12 protein-coding genes, 2 tRNA genes and 3 rRNA genes are annotated in these 21809 nt (G+C 58.9%); 13 read left to right on the top strand and 4 right to left on the bottom strand.

Going from position 1 to position 21809, the window contains the following annotated elements; all coding sequences use genetic code 11:
* Window positions 1–15: 15 nt before the first annotated feature.
* Window positions 16–1071 carry a quinone-dependent dihydroorotate dehydrogenase gene (locus ACZ45C_RS02430; protein ID WP_460562911.1) on the bottom strand — a complete coding sequence of 352 codons (1056 nt, stop codon included), beginning with the start codon at window positions 1069–1071 and terminating at the stop codon, window positions 16–18.
* A 147-nt stretch (window positions 1072–1218) separates the two neighbouring features.
* Window positions 1219–1422: an AbrB/MazE/SpoVT family DNA-binding domain-containing protein gene (locus ACZ45C_RS02425; protein WP_460562912.1), complete on the bottom strand. Its 204-nt coding sequence runs from the start codon at window positions 1420–1422 to the stop codon at window positions 1219–1221.
* A 202-nt stretch (window positions 1423–1624) separates the two neighbouring features.
* On the opposite strand from ACZ45C_RS02425, the gene ACZ45C_RS02420 reads away from it, so the two are divergent.
* The 6 genes from ACZ45C_RS02420 to ACZ45C_RS02395 all read left to right on the top strand — a co-directional run bounded on the left by ACZ45C_RS02420 (window position 1625) and on the right by ACZ45C_RS02395 (window position 7796).
* Window positions 1625–1954 (top strand): non-histone chromosomal MC1 family protein, encoded by a 330-nt coding sequence (locus tag ACZ45C_RS02420; protein WP_460562913.1) that lies wholly within the window; start codon window positions 1625–1627, stop codon window positions 1952–1954.
* Window positions 1955–2415: 461 nt separating this feature from the next.
* Window positions 2416–3885, top strand: a 16S ribosomal RNA gene (locus ACZ45C_RS02415).
* A gap of 163 nt (window positions 3886–4048) precedes the next feature.
* Window positions 4049–4120, top strand: a tRNA-Ala gene (locus ACZ45C_RS02410).
* A 275-nt stretch (window positions 4121–4395) separates the two neighbouring features.
* Window positions 4396–7308: ribosomal RNA gene (locus tag ACZ45C_RS02405) — 23S ribosomal RNA — on the top strand.
* A 155-nt stretch (window positions 7309–7463) separates the two neighbouring features.
* Window positions 7464–7585 (top strand): 5S ribosomal RNA (rrf, locus tag ACZ45C_RS02400).
* Together the 16S, 23S and 5S rRNA genes with 2 tRNA genes alongside form the textbook arrangement of a ribosomal RNA operon.
* 135 nt (window positions 7586–7720) lie before the next feature.
* Window positions 7721–7796 (top strand) — tRNA-Cys (locus ACZ45C_RS02395).
* 494 nt (window positions 7797–8290) lie between these two features.
* Here the strand turns inward: ACZ45C_RS02395 and ACZ45C_RS02390 are convergent.
* Entirely contained in the window at window positions 8291–11134 is a 2844-nt protein-coding gene (locus ACZ45C_RS02390) for an AAA domain-containing protein (RefSeq protein WP_460558854.1), read from the bottom strand.
* Window positions 11135–11338: 204 nt separating this feature from the next.
* On the opposite strand from ACZ45C_RS02390, the gene ACZ45C_RS02385 reads away from it, so the two are divergent.
* The 4 genes from ACZ45C_RS02385 to ACZ45C_RS02370 all read left to right on the top strand — a co-directional run bounded on the left by ACZ45C_RS02385 (window position 11339) and on the right by ACZ45C_RS02370 (window position 18398).
* Window positions 11339–12613: an IS4-like element ISH8B family transposase gene (locus tag ACZ45C_RS02385; protein ID WP_010890432.1), complete on the top strand. Its 1275-nt coding sequence runs from the start codon at window positions 11339–11341 to the stop codon at window positions 12611–12613.
* A gap of 181 nt (window positions 12614–12794) precedes the next feature.
* On the top strand, window positions 12795–14948 hold the full coding sequence (gene pglZ / locus ACZ45C_RS02380; RefSeq protein WP_460561800.1) for a BREX-5 system phosphatase PglZ: 2154 nt from the start codon (window positions 12795–12797) through the stop codon (window positions 14946–14948).
* Window positions 14949–15024: 76 nt separating this feature from the next.
* A complete protein-coding gene (locus ACZ45C_RS02375; RefSeq protein WP_460561798.1) occupies window positions 15025–15486 on the top strand; it encodes a group I intron-associated PD-(D/E)XK endonuclease in 462 nt (153 codons plus the stop codon).
* On the top strand, window positions 15483–18398 hold the full coding sequence (locus ACZ45C_RS02370) for a helicase-related protein (protein WP_460561796.1): 2916 nt from the start codon (window positions 15483–15485) through the stop codon (window positions 18396–18398). The genes ACZ45C_RS02375 and ACZ45C_RS02370 overlap by 4 nt, the downstream gene beginning before the upstream one ends.
* An 82-nt stretch (window positions 18399–18480) precedes the next feature.
* Here the strand turns inward: ACZ45C_RS02370 and ACZ45C_RS02365 are convergent, their stop codons facing one another.
* Entirely contained in the window at window positions 18481–19284 is an 804-nt protein-coding gene (locus ACZ45C_RS02365) for a DUF7839 domain-containing protein (protein WP_460561794.1), read from the bottom strand.
* Between the two features lie 209 nt (window positions 19285–19493).
* Between ACZ45C_RS02365 and ACZ45C_RS02360 the strand changes: the two genes are divergently transcribed.
* From ACZ45C_RS02360 to ACZ45C_RS02350, 3 genes are all read left to right on the top strand, one after another.
* Window positions 19494–20300 (top strand): hypothetical protein, encoded by an 807-nt coding sequence (locus ACZ45C_RS02360; RefSeq protein ID WP_460561818.1) that lies wholly within the window; start codon window positions 19494–19496, stop codon window positions 20298–20300.
* Between the two features lie 117 nt (window positions 20301–20417).
* Window positions 20418–21032: a VOC family protein gene (locus ACZ45C_RS02355; protein WP_460561792.1), complete on the top strand. Its 615-nt coding sequence runs from the start codon at window positions 20418–20420 to the stop codon at window positions 21030–21032.
* Window positions 21033–21094: 62 nt separating this feature from the next.
* Complete coding sequence (locus ACZ45C_RS02350; RefSeq protein ID WP_460561790.1) at window positions 21095–21790, top strand: DUF1028 domain-containing protein; 696 nt, start codon at window positions 21095–21097, stop codon at window positions 21788–21790.
* Window positions 21791–21809 lie beyond the last annotated feature (19 nt).

The following is a 21809-nucleotide window of genomic DNA, read 5'->3' as shown; positions in this document are numbered from 1 at the left end:
GTTCCCTTCCCCGCACTACAGATCCGCGCCGACGGCCCGTTCGACCGACTCGAACCCGTCCCGTTCGAGCCGGTCGAGTACGCCCCGGTTGATGTCGCGTGCGATAGCCGGACCCTCGTACACGAGTCCGGTGTACAGCTGCACGATCGACGCACCCGCACGTATCTTCTCGTAGGCGCTTGCGGCGTCCGCAATTCCTCCCACGCCGATCACCGGCACGTCCGTCCGCTCGGCGACGAAGCGCACCCGTTCGGTGGCGAGATCCCTGATCGGCTTCCCCGACAGGCCGCCCCGCTCCGCCCGGTGCGGACTCCGCAGGGAATCGGGACGCGACGTGCTCGTGTTGGTCGCGATGACACCGTCAAGACCGAGGTCGTCGACGACGGCCAGCGCCTCTTCGACAGCCGGTTCCGGGAGATCCGGCGAGAGCTTCACGAGGAGCGGTGCAGCACCGGCATCGACGAGCGTTCCGAGGATCTCCTCCAGTGCATCCCGGTTCTGTAGGTCCCGAAGACCGGGCGTGTTCGGGCTGGAGACGTTGACGACGAAGTAGTCGCCCGCGTCGGCCACGCGTTCGTAGGTGTATCGATAATCGTCGGCTGCGTCGGCGAGCGGCGTCGACTTCGACTTACCGATGTTCACTCCGACCGGTACGTCGGGTAGCGGGTCCCGGTCGAGCCGCTCTCCGACGGCGTCTGCGCCCTCGTTGTTGAACCCCATGCGGTTTATCAACGCCTCGTCTTCCGCGAGGCGGAACAGTCGCGGTCGTGGATTTCCGGGCTGGCGCTCGGCCGTGACGCCGCCGATCTCGACGTGACCGAAGCCGAGAGACGCGAGTCCACGAGGTATCTCTGCGTTCTTATCGAACCCGGCGGCGACACCCACCGGGTTCGAAAAGTCGATCCCGAACGCGTTCACGCTCAAGCGGGAGCTGTCGACCGCGTATCGAGAACGGAGAAGCGCCGTGAGCGGCGTCTCTTGTGTGAGCTCCAATAGCCTGTGTGTCAGCCCGTGTGCAGTCTCCGGTGGAAGCCTGAACAACGCCGGCTTCAACAGATCGTACGCGTCCATCGTCTCTGAATCAGTACGAGCAGGTATCAATCCGCCGACCGACGTAGCCCCGTACTACCGGTCTCGCGTGTGAGATGTGTAACTCCGAGTAGTTCGTACTCTCGCCGGTGTGCCTCTCTATCGTGACAAACGCGAACCGCGTGAGACTCAGAAATCGTGTTCGAGATCCTCGGGGCTCGAATCCGCTTTTTGAATGATTATCTTTCCGTCTCTGACCCGGACGAACACCTCGTCGCCGATCTTCATTCCGGCGACAGCAAGCTCGTCTTCGTGGAGATTCACGTGGACGTTGTGATACTCTCCGTCGTCGTCTTTCGCGCCACTCGGGCTGAGCTTCTTTTTACGGACCATCGCGGTTGTACTGGTCGCACTTCGCCATAGCAGGCATATAAGTGTTGGTCACCTACCGCGACGCTCGGAACGCTTCTCGACTGCACGCGCCCGTAATCGCTAGCCCAGACCGATATACTATTTAAATATTTTGCACATCAGCTTTCATTTCCCCGATATATTTATTATGGACTATGTGCTGGGTTCCCATGGAGGATAAACCATGGTACGTGAAGACGGTAAGCGAAACTTCGCCCTTCGAGAAGAAGACGGATCGGAACCGAGCGAGTTCTCTGGAAACATGCCTCGGCAGGCCGCGCTCAAAGCGGCGCGTACTCTCGACCCCGCCCCGTCGGAAGACGAGGCCGAACGGATCACGCTTCGACTCCGCGAGAAGGGGACGAAGAAGGTCCACGAATACGAGGGATGGGCGTGGAAGGACAGCGCTCCGGAAGTCGATGATGCCGACGACGACTTCTGGCTCAACGACCTCAACGACATCACCAAGGCCAACGTCTCGAAACAGGGGATAGAGTACATCGACGAAGCGTAACTGTCGGGCGCTATTTTTCACCCGAGACCAGTGGCAATGCCGTGATATCGATCGAAAATTTTCCGCCCGCAATCGGGGACGTTGTCCGTGTCTCCCCCGTCATGAAACCGCATGACGTGGCGTCGATGCTTCGACGGGGTTAAATACAACCCGGCCATCGTGACTAATGCGAAGAACGCATCCGCGAACTCGGGCCGTTCAACTCGGCCCGGTTTCGCTGGACTTGAAACGCTTCGACGGGTTTATTACCCCTCGAAGGGTACAATCAGGTCCGCGAAGATGAGGATTTCGCCCCCTGCGCTCCGGCGTAAGAGGAAATCTGATGTGAGCCGTGGTCGTTCGGTGTCATCCAGGTCGCTGGATGGACCGGACACCATATCAGACCATGCAATGGTGTGTTGACACCGAGTCAACACCCGCCAACACCCCCTCTGTGCCGGGAACCAGGTACAGAGGTATACATTCCGGTTGATCCTGCCGGAGGCCATTGCTATTGGGATTCGATTTAGCCATGCTAGTCGCACGAGTTCAGACTCGTGGCGAATAGCTCAGTAACACGTGGCCAAACTACCCTTCGGACCAGCATACCCTCGGGAAACTGAGGCTAATACTGGACACCACAGTCCACCTGGAATGAGGACTGTGCCAAACGCTCCGGCGCCGAAGGATGTGGCTGCGGCCGATTAGGTAGACGGTGGGGTAACGGCCCACCGTGCCAATAATCGGTACGGGTCATGAGAGTGAGAACCCGGAGACGGAATCTGAGACAAGATTCCGGGCCCTACGGGGCGCAGCAGGCGCGAAACCTTTACACTGCACGACAGTGCGATAAGGGAATCCCAAGTGCACAGGCATAGAGCCTGTGCTTTTGTACACCCTAGGGCGGTGTACGAATAAGGGCTGGGCAAGACCGGTGCCAGCCGCCGCGGTAATACCGGCAGCCCAAGTGATGGCCGATCTTATTGGGCCTAAAGCGTCCGTAGCTGGCCGCACAAGTCCATCGGAAAATCCACCTGCTCAACAGGTGGGCGTCCGGTGGAAACTGTGTGGCTTGGGACCGGAAGGCGCGACGGGTACGTCCGGGGTAGGAGTGAAATCCTGTAATCCTGGACGGACCGCCGATGGCGAAAGCACGTCGCGAAAACGGATCCGACAGTGAGGGACGAAAGCCAGGGTCTCGAACCGGATTAGATACCCGGGTAGTCCTGGCCGTAAACAATGTCTGTTAGGTGTGGCTCCCACTACGAGTGGGTGCTGTGCCGTAGGGAAGCCGCTAAACAGACCGCCTGGGAAGTACGTCCGCAAGGATGAAACTTAAAGGAATTGGCGGGGGAGCACTACAACCGGAGGAGCCTGCGGTTTAATTGGACTCAACGCCGGACATCTCACCAGCATCGACTGTAATAATGACGACCAGGTTGATGACCTTGTCCGAGTTTCAGAGAGGAGGTGCATGGCCGCCGTCAGCTCGTACCGTGAGGCGTCCTGTTAAGTCAGGCAACGAGCGAGACCCGCATCCCTACTTGCCAGCAGTACTTCACAGTAGCTGGGGACAGTACGGAGACCGCCGTGGCCAACACGGAGGAAGGAACGGGCAACGGTAGGTCAGTATGCCCCGAATGTGCTGGGCAACACGCGGGCTACAATGGTCAGGACAAAGGGTTCCAACTCCGAAAGGAGACGGTAATCTCAGAAACCTGATCGTAGTTCGGATTGTGGGCTGCAACTCGCCCACATGAAGCTGGATTCGGTAGTAATCGCGTGTCACAAGCGCGCGGTGAATACGTCCCTGCTCCTTGCACACACCGCCCGTCAAAGCACCCGAGTGAGGTCCGGATGAGGCACGTTACACGTGTCGAATCTGGGCTTCGCAAGGGGGCTTAAGTCGTAACAAGGTAGCCGTAGGGGAATCTGCGGCTGGATCACCTCCACCGACCCGAGACTCACCCACACGGGTGAGCTCACCTTACGACCGTCTCTTCAGACGGTCACCACTCATGCATGTCTGTGTCCACCCACCCACCGACCTGGACACCCTAGAACGACCACGGCTCACACACACACGCCGACAAAGCCTTCCCCACCAGGGAAGGCGGGCTCATAGCTCAGCGGTAGAGTGCCTCCCTTGCAAGGAGGATGCCCTGGGTTCGAATCCCAGTGAGTCCATGTCCGTTCAGCCAGCTCGAAACGTGCCCCTTAAGGGGACGCCGACGAACTGACTGAACACGACGACCGATGCACCATCCCGGGAAACCGCGGATGGGAAGGGTTCGACGAACGCCCCGCCAGGGCGATTCAATGACGACCGTGTATACGTGCGATCCAGACGTCCACTGAACTCATCCGAGTTCGTGGAACGTCAGTGAACCATATACAGTCGGAACTACTCATACGAGTACTTCTGACACCGTCAGTCACTCTCTTCGGAGAACGACTGACAACACTACTGGCTACTGTGCCAGCTGGTGAATGGCTCGGCTCGAGAGCCGACGACGGACGTGCCAAGCTGCGAAAAGCTCATGGGACCCGCATGGAGGGAACGAACATGAGATCTCCCAATCGGAATCCGTATAACAATTGCCACGCGCAATAGGGAACCCCCCGAATTGAAACATCTCAGTAGGGGGAGGAACAGAACGCAACCGCGATGTCGCTAGTAACCGCGAGTGAACACGACACAGCCCAAACCGAAGGTCTTCGGACCAATGTGGTGTTCGGGTTGACAACCAAAACGCGAACTTCTCTCAGAAGTCTCCTGGAACGGAGCGTGATACAGGGTGACAACCCCGTACGAGAGAACAGTACCGTTGGCGTCAATACCAGAGTAGCAGGGGTCGGATATCCTCTGTGAACAACTCAGGCATCCCCTGAGAAGGCTAAACACTCCTCGAGACCGATAGCGAACAAGTAGCGTGAGCGAACGCTGAAAAGCACCCCGAGAAGGGCGGTGCAATAGGGCCTGAAATCAGCTGGCGATCGAGCGACAGGGCGTACAAGGCGTCTCTCAAAACGACCGAGGAGCGATCCTCCAGTAGGAAGAGAGACGAGCCGGCGTCGTGTCGTGCGTTTTGAAAAACGACCCAGGGAGTGTACCTACATGGCGAGTCTAACCCGTGAACCGGGGAAGGCGCAGGGAAACCGATACGGCCGCAGCATTGCGAGGGCCACCGTGTTCAAGCGCGGGGAGCCACGTGGGTACGACCCGAAACCAGGCGATCTATACACAGGCAGGGTGAAGCGTGGCGAAAGCCACGTGGAGGCCCGTTAGAGGTGGTATTCTACAATATCCTCTCGTGATCTGTGCATAGGGGTGAAAGGCCCATCGAGCCTGGCAACAGCTGGTTCCAACCGAAACATGTCGAAGCATGACCTCTTCCGAGGTAGCCCGCGGGGTAGAGCTACCGATTGGATGACCCGCCTCCGAGAGGAGTCGGCCATCCTGTCGAACTCCAAACCCGCAGGCGCTGTAGACGAAGGGAGTCCGGTGTGCGGGGTAAGCCTGTGCACCATGAGGGGAACAACCCAGAGCCGGGTTAAGGTCCCAAAGTGTAGATTAAGTGCGATTCGAAGGTGGTCTCAAGCCCTAAACAGCCGGGAGGTGAGCTTAGAAGCAGCTACCCTCTAAGAAAAGCGTAACAGCTTACCGGCCGAGGTTTGAGGCGCCCAAAATGATCGGGGCTCAAATCTACCACCGAGACCTGGCCGTGCCCGTGACAGGGCAACCGCGTAGGTTGGCGTACTGTTCGGACGGAAGCTCGGGCGAGAGCTCGCGTGGACCGTTCAGTAACGACAATCCTGGTCACAGTAGCAGCGATAGTCGGGTGAGAACCTCGACGGCCTGATGTGTAAGGGTTCCTCGGCACTGCCACTCAGCCGAGGGTTAGCCGGTCCTAAGACGTACCGTAACTCGACTACGTCAACGGGAAGCTGGTTAATATTCCAGCGCCATCATGCAGTGAACGCCGACGCCGTATGGACCGCTGAGCCGGGCCTTCGCCCGGTCGAATCATGGAAGCTCGTGGACGCCGTCACGGCACGAAGCGAGCGAAACGTGAAACAGCGCAAGTCAGCCGTACATAGGGCCCGTGAAAAGGCAAGCATGATGTCCGTACCAAGATCCGACACAGGTACACTCCCAGAGCAAGGGAAGGCCTGTCGGGAGAACCGACGTTAGGGAATTCGGCAAGTTAGTCCCGTACCTTCGGAAGAAGGGATGCCTGCTCTCTACGGAGCAGGTCGCAGTGACTCGGGCGCTCCGACTGTCTAATAACAACACAGGTGACCGCAAATCCGCAAGGACTCGTACGGTCACTGAATCCTGCCCAGTGCGGGTATCTGAACACCTCGTACAAGAGGACGAAGGACCCGTCAACGGCGGGGGTAACTATGACCCTCTTAAGGTAGCGTAGTACCTTGCCGCTTCAGTAGCGGCTTGCATGAATGGATAAACGAGAGCGCCACTGTCCCAACGTTGGACCCGGTGAACTGTACGTTCCAGTGCGGAGTCTGGAGACCCCCAAGGGGAAGCGAAGACCCTATAGAGCTTTACTGCAGGCTGTCGCTGAGACGTGGTCGCCGATGTGCAGCATAGGTAGGAGACACTACACAGGTACCCGCGCTAGCGGGCCACCGAGTCAGCATTGAAATACTACCCGTCGGTGACTGCGACTCTCACTCCGGGAGGAGTACACCGGTAGCCGGGCAGTTTGACTGGGGCGGTACGCGCTCGAAAAGATATCGAGCGCGCCCGAAGATCATCTCAGCCGGGTCGGGAATCCGGCGAAGAGCGCAAGAGCACAAGATGGTCTGACAGTGTCATTCCCAACGAGTGACGCTGACGCGAAAGCGTGGTCTAGCGAACCTACGAGGCTCCGGAATGGGGCCCGTAGATGACAGAAAAGCTACCTTAGGGATAACAGAGTCGTCACCCGCAAGAGCACATATCGACCGGGTGGCTTGCTACCTCGATGTCGGTTCCCTCCATCCTGCCCGTGCAGAAGCGGGCAAGGGTGAGGTTGTTCGCCTATTAAAGGAGGTCGTGAGCTGGGTTTAGACCGTCGTGAGACAGGTCGGCTGCTATCTATTGGGGGTGTCAAGGTACTTGACGTGAACGAACGTATAGTACGAGAGGAACTACGTTTGGTCGCCACTGGTGTACCGGTTGTTCGCAAGAGCACTGCCGGGTAGCCACGCGACACGGGGTAAGAGCTGAACGCATCTAAGCTCGAAACCCACATGGAAAAGAAGTACCACAGAGGTCACTCGTAGAAGACGAGATCGATAGACTCGGGATGTGCGCGCCGAGGCAACGAGGCGTTAAGTCCACGAGCACTAACAGACCGAAGCCACAATCATACGGCACTGACACCACACTCGCATGAGTTCAGGCGGTAACTGGATCGCACGTACACACGGTTGGCCGATCACACGATCGGAACCACCGACACAGGCGTCTCCCCATGCACACAACACGCATGGAGAGTCTCGGTTCGAGACCGAGAGTCGGCATGAAGGCGGCCAAAGCGGTGGGGCCACACCCGTACCCATTCCGAACACGGAAGTTAAGCCCACCAGCGTACCGGGAAGTACTGGAGTGAGCGATCCTCTGGGAACCGCGGTTCGCCGCCTACCCACTCATACCGGGAGCATATCTCCCACCCACGCCCAGAGACACCGTGTCTCTGGGCTTTTCGTCTATATTGCTGAGTCGCATCGCTCTCTCGCGACCGCTAGGCTTAAACGCTCGACTGCGGTACGTCCGATAGCGCCAAGGTGGCAGAGTCTGGTCAGACGCAGCGGCCTGCAGAGCCGCCCAACGCCGGTTCAAATCCGGCCCTTGGCTTACACCCATTACCCCAAATCCCAAAACGACATTCCCTATTGGGGTCTTTGCGCCGCGATATTGACGAATCAGCACCCGTTTTCACTTGCTGTCGTCGCCGGTGTTCTCTCTTCGCTTCAGGACGTCCCGTAAGGTGCCGACGGTGTTCCGTGGCCCTTGCCGTCGTACCCGTAGGCTTCGAAACTGACGGTGAGTGCGTACGTCTGCGGAATTCGTCGAGAAACCTACCTCGTTGCTCTGCATTAACCAGCAACTGTTAGCGAATCTTCGCTCCCGAGTATCTCGAGAAGTATATGCGTGGAGACGCGATCGGCGACGCAGCAGTCGACCACAGAGAAACGATCGACGTGTATCTCCACACGTGCTACGACGACATCGAAGACATATATCGTGAGAACGTCTTCAAGTTAGAAATTGAGTCGTATTAAATTCAGGTTGGCCGTTTTACTTCCCCTTGTTGTTTGGCAGAACTTCTGCCCCTAATGATTCCTGGACTAATATTCGTTCAGATCCGCATGATATATTTCAAAGCGGGCATCCTCTTCGAGGTCAGGGTTAATATCCTGAACTGGTCCTTCAAGCGCAGGCTCCACGTCTTCGTCAAGCGCACCGATTCGCTGATATAGCTGCTTCCAAGCAAGCTGGTCCTCATAACGATCCGCATCAGGATGTGAGGTCTGGAAGATAGATTCTGAGGCGACGATAATGAGTTTCCGTTTCATCCGACTCGCGGCCACGTTGAACCGATATGGACTCAAGAGGAACTCACTGAGTAGGTTTACATATCCGGGTTCGCTGGCGACCATCGACATGAGGATGAGGTCCCGTTCTCCACCCTGGAACTTCTCGACTGTTTGGGCTTGGACTGCGTCATCAAGTTCCCCTTGTAGCAGATCGCGTTGTGCCGTGAACGGTATAACAACTCCGGCGGATATTTGGTCGTTTTCGATGTCTTCGTCGTCCGGTTCGACGACATCGAACGCATTGACGACTTCTTCCGCAAGCGAACTTTCGATTTCGCTTGTCCGCTCATCACGATCACCCGAATGGATTAAAACCGAGATCCACTGATCTGGATCGGTGAGTTCCTCAACGACTGCTGAGTCACAGTCCCCTTCGGGAATTGGGTCTCGGTCATCAAGACCGCCGAGCTCAATTCCATCTTGGTCATAAAATAGGTCCGTTAGGAGTGCCGCGACCGGTTCCGGAAGACGGAAGGATTGGTCTAATGGATAGATTGGCAGCACTGCCTGTTCTTGCTCGTCAGTACCTAACCCTTCGTCAAGAGATGGCGATTCTCTTTCGATGAAGTCCATCTCCTCGATGTCTCCCTTAAGGAACCTGATGAAATCGAGAGCGGACAGGAAGGGAACTGTTTCCTCGATAGTCTCTCGGGTTTCTTCCTCCCACCCGTGGGCGCGAATTGGTTGCATCTGACGGTGATCTCCGGCGAGTAGTAGTTGACCAGAGTCCCGAAGGAACGCACCAACAAGGAATAACTGCGGAAGACTCATCATGCTCGCCTCGTCGACAACAGCCAAATCGAAGAGGTCGCCCCGCTCCAACTCGAGTAGTTCCCATACTGTTGGGTCCCAGTCACCGTCACGCTCCAGTTCGTCAATGTCGATGTGGAGTGGTGCGATCTTATCGACTGCGCCCCTGATGGAAGTCGGGGGACCGAAGATTATGAATTGCGTCGTACTTTGCTCGTTGAGGACGAACTCATCGTAGAGGTCACGGAGTCGCTGAGCACCATCGTCGTGGTGGTAAGCAATGTGCTCTACAAGTTGGTCGTCTGCCCTCTCGTCGTATGGTTGAGCATCGTCGGGAATATCACTTGGTCGAACACGCACGAGTTTCATCTGCTGGAAGCAGTCCTCATCTCGACAATCCTCTGCCACCGCTCGCACGTTCGAAAACACCTCATCGACGGCATCGTGAGAGAGCGCAGATACCGCACTACTGAACGACCGATCTTTCTGCTCGAACGCGTAAGCACGGCCGAGCACCGCCGGTGTCGTCGTGTAGCTTGTCTTTCCTGTTCCTGGGGGGCCTTGAACTACGACGAGGTGATTGTCTACCTCTCGGATGAACCGCTGCTGTGGTTCGTTCGGTGTGTTATCGATGGATTCTGCCTCCACAAACTGGGTTTCGATGAAACTCCCTGGTCCATTGTCTGGTTCGGGATTCCCTTCAATCAGGTTCTGATTGCAAAACTCAGTGTTCATCTCTTCCCGGTCACCAGTCAGGAGGTCATTCAACCAGTGGAGGACATGATTGTTGTCGCTCCGACCAAGGGCTCGAGAACAGTGATAGCTTACAACGTCGTCGTGAGCCTCATCGAGGATGAACGATGCCCCTTCGTCAATGACGATCTGATTTGCGTCGCCGTCGATTTCCTGAAACCGTGGGGCGTCCGGCCCAGCTTCTGCGCGCGAGACATATCGGTGATGATTATGGAGATAGTCGTGGTAGGAGCGGGGCCACCTATCCCAATCGTTCCAAGGGGCTGCGACGGTGATCTGTCCGTCCTCAATTTCGACAACATGGACTAGCGGCATTCGGGCGATGTCGCTCGCCTTGCCGACCGCCTCCTCGTCTTCAATCGGTGGATGCTGATCGTCGCTAACCGGCGTCATTACAACCCAGTCCCCCTCTGAAATACTACTTTCCGTATGCGTCACGTCGTCCGCTCCGGGTTCCCAGAGCTCTCCTTCAATTTCATTTGTTTCGTCATCTGGTTCCGGCGTGCTCGTACAGCGGAAGAGAACAGAATTCCCTTCAGAGACCCGGTAGGGAATCGATTGTCGCCAATCGCGGCGCAGTTGCCGGTCTCGTGCCCCATGTTCTAGATCCATATACTCCCGCGATGTCAGCGCCAGTTCGGGTTCGTCGAACTCCAGTTCTAGTAATTGATCAAGCGGAAGTGCCTGCTTTGGGACGGTCGAACTCTTATGCCACTCGACAATCGACGCCTCAATGTGTTCAACGGCCTCTGCCATCTTTTCGGCGAGGGCACGAAGATGTCGGGGTTCGAACCGTCTGCCCTCCCCCTCACCATCGCCGGTCCATCGGAACCGATGAATCAATTCCTGGAGTTCTTGCCCCTTCTCCGTGTCGTCGAAGGACTCTGGTTCGATCCAGTCGGGCGTTAGTTCATCGAACGCACCCCAGATATACTCAAGTGGGATGTCGTCCGTGTGACGGTGAGCGAACGGGAACTGGTCTTCATAATTTTCCCCGACTTCCGTTAGCTCCAGTCCAGAGTCGAGGTCGAACGATACCCGGTTACCTTGATTGTAACTGACTACGTTTTCGAAGAGGTGCTCGTCGAACAACGGCGCCAGCGGAAGTTCAACAGGTTCACCGTCGACCTCGTGTTGCCAGGAAAATCTTCGTGGTCCCCATGTTCGGTATCCTGGTGGCCCATCCGTCTTTAGTTAGGAGACGAACCGCGTGACAGTGGCGGCTTATCGAGGCTACTTTTCGGAAGGAATGAGGAGGTGTCGAGTGTGCACAACGAAACCTCCTCATCACGGATTATGCGTCGGCTCACTACACTGTTTCCCTCCGAATTCCTCGAAGAGCACGCCGAGGAACTCGGCGTGGTCGAACGCGACCGCAAGCTCCAGATTCCCGTCTTCGTCTGGGCATTCGTGTTCGGCTTCGCCGCAGGCGAACGCCGAACACTCGCAGGGTTTCGACGCAGCTACAACTCCACAGCTGACGAGCCGATCTCACCGGGTGGGTTCTATCAGCGGTTGACGCCGACGCTCGCGGAGTACTTCCGCGACCTCGTCGAGCACGGTCTCGACGAGGTCGCTGTTCCCGACACTGTTGACGTTGACATCGACCGATTCAGTGATGTAATGATCGCTGATGGAACGGTGTTGCGGTTACACGAGTTTCTCGCTGATCAGTTCGAAGCCCGCCACGAGGAGCAGGCTGGAGCGAAGCTCCACCTGCTCCACAATGCCACTGAACAGACGATTGAACGGATCGACGTTACCGACGAGAAAGCACACGACAGCACGCTGTTCAAGACAGGGTCGTGGCTTGAGAACCGCCTCGTATTGTTCGACCTCGCGTACTTCAAGTACCGACGGTTTGCGCGGATCGACGAGAACGGCGGCTCCTTCGTGAGCCGGCTGAAACAGAACGCGAATCCGGTGATTACGGATGAATTACGGGAATGGCGCGGCCGCGCCATTCCCTTGGAGGGCAAGCAACTCCGTGATGTGCTCGACGATCTCGACCGGACGTACATCGATGTGGAAGTCGAAGTCGAGTTCAAGCGCGGGCCGTACAACGGGACGCGGTCGCTGGATACGAAGCGGTTCCGCGTCGTCGGCGTCCGCGACGAGGACGCCGACGACTACCATCTATACGTGACAAATCTGTCGCGAGAGGAGTTCTTTCCGGCGGATTTAGCGCAGATCTACCGGTGTCGGTGGGAAGTGGAGTTGCTGTTCCGTGAGTTGAAGACGCAGTACGACCTGGACGAGTTCGACACGAGCAACGAGCACGTGGTGAAGATCTTGCTGTACGCAGCGTTGCTGTCACTGCTTGTGAGCCGTGATCTGTTGGATCTGGTCACCGAGCAGGCGGATGATGAGCTCGTGTTTCCACCGGAACGCTGGGCGGCGACCTTCCGGTCGCACGCCCAGCTCATCCTCCACGAACTCGGTGAGCACCTCGGTTATTCGCCACCGCCGCTGTTGGAGCGGCTGATCGAGGACGCACAGAAGATCCACAAGCAACGACCGATCTTACAAGAGACGCTCGCTACCGCTACACAACCGAGGTGTGAGTCTTAACTAAAGACGAATGCTTCCAAATACATTAAAGAGGATTGTGTGGCTCTGTGAGCACACGAACACCAATCATATGCTACGTGCCTTTCCGCGGGGGGACTCCTTTGATTTGCCCGTAATGCGATTAGCACACTTTGTAGTGAGTAGCACTGTATCGTGGCCGCTCGATACGGAGGGCCCGTAAATGCCCGCCACGAAAACCCTTCCTGAGTGCGCCCAAGACGCCATTGAGACGGCAATCACCGACGCTCAGGACGACGACCCGGTCGTCCTCTGGTGGGACGACGGCGGCCACCTCGCGGAGATCGTCGAAAACGTCAGCCACCAACTCGGCTGTCGGTTCCGAGCGGCCGAGCAGACTCCGCTCGAACTTCGGGCCGATGCTCCCCGCGATCGAACCGTCTGGTACGTTCCCCAGCCGAAACGCGACGACGTCGATTGGTTCCGGGACGTCGAGAACACTGGCGGCGTCGTTGAGGCTCATATCGGCAAGCTTGCAGCACGGTGTTTCGAGAACGATCGCCTTCAGTCGGCGTCGATCCGCACCGCCTACGAGGAGGCTGACGACCGTGAACAGGTCGCGACGACGCTCTATCAGGAACTCAACGGTGACGGCGGACTCCCCTCGCTCAACGGTCTCCAGACGAAGATAGTCCTCGACGGCCACGACGATCCCGTCAGGATCGTCCTCGAACACGGCACCGAGAACCTTCCCGATGACCACGATGACCTACTCCAGATCCGCGACCTACTCGTCGACGAGGGCATCGCGGCAGTCGAGGGCGTGACGGACGCGGACGTGATCGTCGACCGAACCCGACGCTTTGCGGTCGCTGAGTGGCTCGTCGACGCTGGCCTCGATGAATCAGCGCTTCCAGCCGAGTACCGTCCGGAGCCCAGTTCGGGACTCGGGATCTCTCGCCCGGACCTGCAGTCGTTGTTGAGCAACGTCGATAGCGACCGAGCCGCGGAACTGGCTAGGACCTACCTCGACCCGAACGCTGTCTTTTGGCACGACGTCCTCAGAACGCACGACGATCCGTGGGATCTCGCCGACTGTCCGGTCGACGCGACGCTCGAACACCAGCTGTGGGACGCCTGGACGCGAACGTTCCGAAACAACGAGTACGAGGCGTGTGTCGATCGGGCGACTGAGCGCCACGACCGTCTCGAGACGACCTACGGCGACGTTCCGTGGACTCGAACGTGGGCGCAAGCGACCGAGGTCGCGAGGCTCGCCCACGAACTCGATACGTGGGAAGAACGCGGCGACACGACTGACGTCGTCGATCTGTACGGCGACGTTGATCGAGGGACGTGGCAGATCGACAACGCCGTGTACAATCTCATCATCTCGGGCGAACCCGAAGCCGAACTCCCCGAGGAACACCCTGCGACCGCGACGCTCGGAGAGTTACGAACCTCCTTGACCGAGTCTCGGTATCTTGAGTACCTCGCCGAACTCGGCGACCTGGTCGTCGACCAGATCGAAGCGGGCTCCCCGTTCGTCGGCGAAAACTACGCCCACCAGTTCTTCGATCAGGAGAAAGAACACCTCCAGAGCGGCCAGAGTGTCGCGCTGTTCATTGTTGACGCACTCCGATTCGATCTCGCCCACGAACTGGCCGCATCCATCCGCCGGACGTTCCCGAGCCTCGAAGTCGACGAGACTCCGTGGGTCGGAACGCTCCCCTCTGATACGGAGTTCGGGAAAGCGGCCCTCACACCGGGAAGAAAGTTCAGCTTCTCCATCGAACTCGAGGACGGCGAACTCGTTCCCAAACGAAACGGTCAGGAGATCACCAATTACCGACGAGAGAAGCTCCTCGCGGAAGACGGCTGGAGCTACATTATGCAGAGCGAGGACGACGATTCGGGATGGACGAACCGCGTCGCCTACTACTGGAACGATCTCGATAAGACCGGTGAAGAGGAACTCACCGACTTCGAATCGGTGTTCTCGGACCGCATCGAGACGATCTCGGAGATCATCTGCGAGAAACTCGACCAGGGTGAGTGGGACCGGGCGTACATCCTGTCTGATCACGGATTTGTCTCGCTACCACGGAGCGTCGACATCGACGACATCTATCCGCCAGCTGATGCCGCAAAAGTGACGAGACGCTGGGTCGCCGGTACTGACCTCGACGACGCACCGGGTGTACTCCTCGACGAGAACGCCCATCTCGGCTATCTCGACGACGACACGGAGATCAGTGTCCTCGCGGATCCGATCCAACGGTTCCGAAATCAGGGGCTTCCCGACGCCCGGTTCTATCACGGTGGCGTCCTCCCCCAAGAGTTCATCTTGAATTTCGTCACGATCACACAGGAGTAACAACAGTGCCCCATCAAACTGTGACCGATGACGCTACTCATCCACCATCTCTGGCCGACTGGAGGCGAACAGCGTAATGAGTCGTAACAGGGGACACGTCGATGGGGAAGTAGCGGAATTCGCCGTCGCGGCCGATCTCGTTCGCAAGGACTGTCGTGTTTCCTATACTCACGGCCTGTACAAGTACGACCTCGTTGCTGACAGAGACGACGAGTTGCTTCGCGTTCAGGTCAAGAAAGCAAATCAGCTGACTGAGTCGCCTTGGAAGTATCGGATCTTCACGGAGCGGTACGAGGAAGGACAGGTCGACATCTTTGCGGGCTATATCGTCGATCTCGACGAGGTCTTCTACGCGACGTACGACGATGTCGGCGCTACGGAGTTCAGGATCAACACAAAGCAACGAGACGACCTTAGCGAATCAAACGCAGCGCGGGCGAAACTCCTCGAAGAATATACGTTCGAACGAGCTATCGAATTCGTACTGGACACTGAGGACTCGTCCGACAAGCGCGATGAGGAGACGAGTGATCGATGAGTACGTTCGAGCCGGGCGAGGCGATCGCCCTCAACGGAACCGCCGCAGAGGTCATCAAGACCTACTCGGTCGGAGATATCGACTACCTTCGGGCGTACGTCGAGGACCAAGGCGTCAAAACGGTCTGTATCGACGACGTCGAAATCGAACCGCAACGCGATTCACTCGCCGAGTTGGAGCCGGCGATAGCTGACCAACTCCATCCCGACCACGATCTCGTCTCGGCCGAATGGTTCGATCTCCGATCTCAGGCTCTGCAACTCCAGATAGCGCACGAACAGGGCCAGCTACTGAGCATCTCGAACTCGTTAGTCCGACTCGAACCCTACCAACTCGACGCGGTCAACTGGGTCACACAAAAGCTCCGTCAACGGGCGCTCATCGCCGACGACGTCGGTCTCGGGAAGACGATCGAAGCCGGACTGGTTCTCAAAGAACTCTCTGCCAGAAATCGTGCTGATCGCGTGCTGTTCGTCGTCCCGGCCCACCTACAGAAAAAGTGGCTCCGAGATATGGACCGCTTCTTCGACATCGACCTCACGCCGGCGGACAGGCAGTGGGTCGAAGGCGAGCGACGCCGCCTCGGGGACGCAGCGAATATCTGGGATCAAGACCACCAACGGATGGTGACGAGTATGGCCTTCCTCCGGCAGGACGAGTTCCAGCCTGCACTCGAGGATTCGTTCTGGGATGTCGTCGTTGTCGACGAGGCACACAAGGCCGCCAAACGTGGTGAATCCCCGAGCCAGACGTCGAAGATGGTCGATCGCGTCACGGGCAACTCCGATTCGCTGTTGTTACTCAGCGCGACGCCCCACGACGGCAAGGGCGAGGCGTTCCGATCGCTCGTCGAGTATATCGACCCGTTCCTCGTCGCGGAGGACCGCGACCTCTCGAAGGACGCCGTCGACCGAGTGATGATCCGCCGTGGCAAACAGTCGATCTACGACGACGACGGAGAGCGGATCTTCCCTGACCGGGACGTCCGGACGGTCGGCATCGAGATGAGCCACGAGGAGCGGCAGTTCTACCGCGCCGTCACCGATTACGTGAAACACGTCTATAACCGCTCCGAGAAGCTGAACGAGCCCGCAGTCGGCTTCGCGATGGCGCTCATGCAAAAACGGCTCGTCAGTAGTATCGGAGCGATTCAGGCGACGTTGAGTCGTCGGTTGCGAGATCTCGTCGACGAACAATCGACGGGGACGGATCTTTCGGAAGAAGCGGCTGCGTATCTTGACGGTGAAGACCTCGACGAAGACGACAAACAGCACGCCGAAGAAGAACTCGCTGGGCTGACCGTTACCGAAAGCGACGCGCAACTCGAAGAGGAGATCCAGACGCTTCGGGATCTCGTCGAACTCGCCGAAGGCATTCCCGTCGACTCGAAAGCCCAGACGGTTCGTCGGTACATCCAACGGCTCCTCGAGGAACAGCCCGACGAGAAGGTACTACTGTTCACCGAGTACCGCGATACCCTCGAGTATCTTCTGGACCTCGTGAAAGACGAACCGTGGGCTGACGAAATTCTCGTCATCCACGGCGACGTCGATACGGAGGAACGTGCTCGCATTGAAGAGGAGTTCAACCACGGTCAGTCCCGTCTACTCTTTGCGACCGACGCGGCGAGTGAAGGAATCGACCTCCAGCACAGCTGCCATATTATGGTGAACTACGAGTTGCCGTGGAATCCGAACCGTCTCGAACAACGGATCGGTCGAATCCACCGCTACGGGCAGGACAAGGAAGTCAAGGTCTGGAACTTCTCGTTCGAGGACACTCGAGAGGGAGAGATTTTTGAGATGCTCCAGAGCAAAGTCGAGAGCATTCGCGGCCAACTCGGCAACACTGCAGACGTCCTCGGGATGCTCGACGACATCAATATGGACTCGCTCATTATGCGATCCATTCGGAACGAGGAGCCTCCGAGTGCAACCAAGGAAGAACTCGAAGACCTCATCGACGAGCGCCAACAGACGCTTCAGGAGTGGTACGAGCGAAGTCTCATCGATACGAGTACGTTCGACCAAGAGAGCCGCGAGGAGATTCAGGAGGTAATGGACGACTCCGAGGATGTCTATGGCAGCGAGGGAGACATCCACGAGTTCGTCGAACGTGGCGTCGAGACGCTCGGTGGCGACGTCGAAAAGGCAGGAACGAGCCTCTATCGAGCGACGCTTCCTGAACCCCTCTACGACGGCACGGACGACGAATATGGGCCGTTCACGTTCAGCCGAGAATTCGCGATGGACCACGAGGGGATCGATTACGTCTCTCCCGATGCCGACCTCGTCCAGCGACTGATGGAGCACGTCCTCGCGACCGAGAACGGCACTGTCGGTTTGAAGCTCCTCCCGTTCGTCGACGAGCCCGGACTCACCTACACGTACCGGGTTGGATTCGAAGACGGGACTGGCGAAGTCATTCGCGAAGAGTTGCTCCCGGTCTTCGTTGACCGCAACCACCACGATCCACGGCATCGATTGGGGGAACGCGTCGTACAGGGCGATAGCATCGAGGGAACTCCGGATATGGAAAGTGTTCGATCGCTCATTCGGGAACAGTCGAAGTTACGCGAAGCTGCGGATAGCTACGTTAGCGGGCACGTCGAGTCGCTTCGAGAAGACCTCTGTGAACGTCGCAGAAGAGAGACGCGACAAGAACTCGATGACCTCGAAGCATACGCCGATGCTGAGCGGCAGCGAATCGAGGAGTTCATCGACGAGTACGAGCGGAAGGCCGAGGCCGGTTCCAATATGGACATCGCGATTCGCGGACAGCGAGAGCGACTCTCTAAACTCGAACGACGGATTGAGGACCGGAGAGCGGAACTCCGGCGGAAGGCGCAGGTGATCTCGGTAGCTCCCTCCGTCGAAGGGCTCTGTCTCACGCTTCCTGTCGACTCCATGTAACTTGTTCGTCTGACTGCCGGCCGTGCGACCGTGGGTGATGACTCGTGGCGGATCGAGTTGACCAGTTGGCGTACGGTCCCGATCACAGATCGGCGGCGTCGAGTACTTCGTGCGGGACGTTCGTCTCGCGGAACTTGGTGGTGTGGTGTGAAAGCTGGTCGGGGCCGACGACGAGGAGGATGTCGACGCCGCGGACCGCGGCCTCCGTCACGCCCTCGACCGTTCCGAACCGGATGTCGGGCTGGATGCCGGCACGCGTAACGAGGGCGTACGCTTCGGTTCCGGTGGTAGCGACGAGTCCGTCTCCCGAGTGCCACTCGGCAATGCGGTCCGGATCGGCGGCGGTCCTGTCGGTGACTTGCGGCACGCGCACGACGGTGACGTATCCGGTCTCGTAGTCCACGACCCCCTCGAAGTCGGTGACGCCGACGGCGTCGCCGCGGTCTCCGCTCGTGACGGCGACGGCGCGCGCCGTGCCGCCGTCGGGATCGGCGTGGAGGACTCCATCGCGCATTACCAACCCGACTTCCGTCCCCTCTTCGATTGGCTCGACCGCGATCGCCGCGTCGACCTCGACGCTTCCCAACACGTCGGAGGTGACTCGCTCCAGATACGCTTCGAGGTTGTCCGTTCGCGAGATGAGCCAGTCGACTCCCTCCTTCGTCACTTCGTACCGTCCTCGGCCGCGTTTGTCCACGTACTCGTGTTCTACGAGATCTCGGACGTAGTCGCTGACGGCCTGCGAGGTCACGCCGATCGTGTCCGCGATCTCGTGTTGGCTCACCGCCGGCTGCCGCGCGGCGATCTCCACTAACACCTGATAGCGCGTCGCGTCGCGCTTGCTGTCGAGAACCTCGGGAGGTGCGTCCCTGTCGGAGTCTGCCATTGGCGATCGTCGACGCTCTACAAGTAAAATTGTACTGTCCCAGCGTGGTGGTTCCACGCGTCCTCTCGGCGCTGTGGGATCGACGTCGGTCCACCGTCGTCCCGGATCGATTCGAATGGGCGCGTCGTTCCCACGGTGTGGCGATTGCGCCCGGCTTAGTAACCGTTATACACCGGGTGACCCATGCTGCAACTATGCAACGACGCGCTGTGGCCGTGTATGCCACGCTCTTCATTCTCATCGCGGGTGTGGCCGGTGTCCTCACTGCGACGGCTGAGAGTCCGGAAATAGCGCTCGAAAACCCAGATTTCGAGGTGTCTGAGGGTGATCCGATCGACGTAGACGGTCAGACGTACACGGTGGCCGGTATCTCCGAGGGCGAAGAGTCGGTCTCGGGAACGCTCGAACGCGAGTTCCAGACGCAGATGTCCGAGTCGTGGGCCAACGAGTCGACGGTGACTATCGACGACACCGAGTGGCGCGTCGAGATCACGGGCGAGGACCCGAGTTCGTTCACGCTCGTCGAGGTTCTCGACCGGCAGGCGATCCTCGAGAGCGACGACTCGGCCGACAACGAGACGGTCACTCGCGATGACGGCGAGTACGTCGCGGTCACCGAGGGTGGCGAGACGACGCTGGTCCCGGTCGAGGAGTACTTCCCGGCACCCGACGAGCGCGCTCTCTCCACCGGCGACACGATCGAGTACCAGGACCGAACCGTGACCGTCGATGAGGTCACGACCGATCAGGCGGTCGTCGTCTGGGAGGGAACGCAGACGGAGACGATAGACGTCGCACAGGACTCCACGGTCACCGTCGGCGAGACCGAGTTCGTCGCGCACTACCCGGACGCATCGACGCTGACGCTGTCGACGGACATCGCCGCCTACGAGGCGCAGGTCGACCAGATCGACCAGCACCAGCGGTACACCAACGGACTCACACGGGTGATCGTCCTCAGCATCCTCTCGACGTTGCTGCTCGCTGCGACCGCGTTCATGCCCTCTCGATACTGAGACGCTCCTCCGATTTTCTCGGCGCGTCCGTCGTGAACTCGCCGCGATAACATCGGTGTCAGCCGATCACCTCGCGGTCCCGTTCGTATTTTTACGTATCCGTCCCGTACCCGACGTATGAGCGAGGACCACTCGGCGCCGGTCACGACAGACCTCCCTGACGCACCGTTTCACACCACAGGCACTGATCACATCACCGTCTGGGGGAGCAACGAGGCCGACACGATCGCGTTCTACCGCGACCTGCTCGGCATGCCGCTCGTGTTACGACAGCCGAACCTCGACGACCCGTCACAGACGCACCTGTTCTTCGATACGGGCGACGGCCGGATCTTGACGTTCTTCGTGAGCGACGACCGCCCCTCCGCCCGCGGACAGCGAGCGGGTACCGGTGCGGTTCACCACCTCTGTTTCAGCGTTGACCCCGACGAGTACGAGGATATCATGGCCGCGCTCTCGGAGGCCGGCAAGGGGTACAACGTGTTCGATCGCGGGATATTCCACTCGATTTACACCCAGGACAACAACGGGCTCGTCATCGAACTCTCGTCTGACAAGTACGAGATCCCGGACGACCGAAAGGGCGAGGTGCTCGCGACGGCACAGCGGATCCGCGAGGAGGACGGCGCCGATTTCGCGCAGGACCGACACATGGAGGCCGCACTGGAGGAACTGGGTCTCCCCGTCAACAAGTACGACCTCCCGGACGCCGACGCGGGCGTCGGCGTCTGAGACGGGTTCGTCTCGGCGCTTCCGAGCCGCACCCTTTTGTCGCGCGACGAGTCAACTCGGACGTGACGTTCAGTATCTGCGTTCGCGAGCGGTACACCGACGACTCCGATGACGGGCAGATCAGATACGGTGTGGCGGCGGCGGCCCGGCTTCCGGGTGTCGGCACGCTGTGTCCGTTCGCGTCGACTGACGGTGCGGTGGCGACCCAGTCGTTCGCCAATCCCGATCTCGGTCGGAAGGGGATCGAGTACCTCGGAGACGGACTCACCGTCGACGACGCGCTTCCGGCGTTGTTGAACGCCGACGACGGTCGACGGAAGCGCCAGCTTCACGGCGTCGACGCCGAGGACGTCTTCGCGTTCACGGGCGAGGGGTGTCGTGACTGGAGCGGTCATACCGTCGGTGAGAACGTCACCGTCGCGGGCAACCTCCTGACCGGCCCGGACGTAATCGAGGACACCGAGGCTGCCTACGAATCGAACGCACACGGAGACGCGCCGCTCGCGGCACGGCTGATAGACGCGCTCGCGGCCGGCCACGACGCGGGCGGGGACCGGCGAGACGACCTCGAGATCCAGTCTGCAGCACTGCTCGTCACGACCACCGAGACGGACGCGGTTGACCCGTACTACAACGACCTTCGGATCGACGCCACGGAGGCGCCGATCGCGGACCTCCGAGAGACCTACGACGCGGCAAAGCGCGGCTACGACGCGGTGATGGAGAAGTACGCGCCCGCGTCGGATGCCACCGAGTAACGCTGTTTTCCCGTTCCCG

The organism is Halorubrum pallidum, from assembly GCF_055380345.1.
Note: the sequence above shows the minus strand (reverse complement) of the source record. Positions and strands in the feature narration are given on the sequence as shown.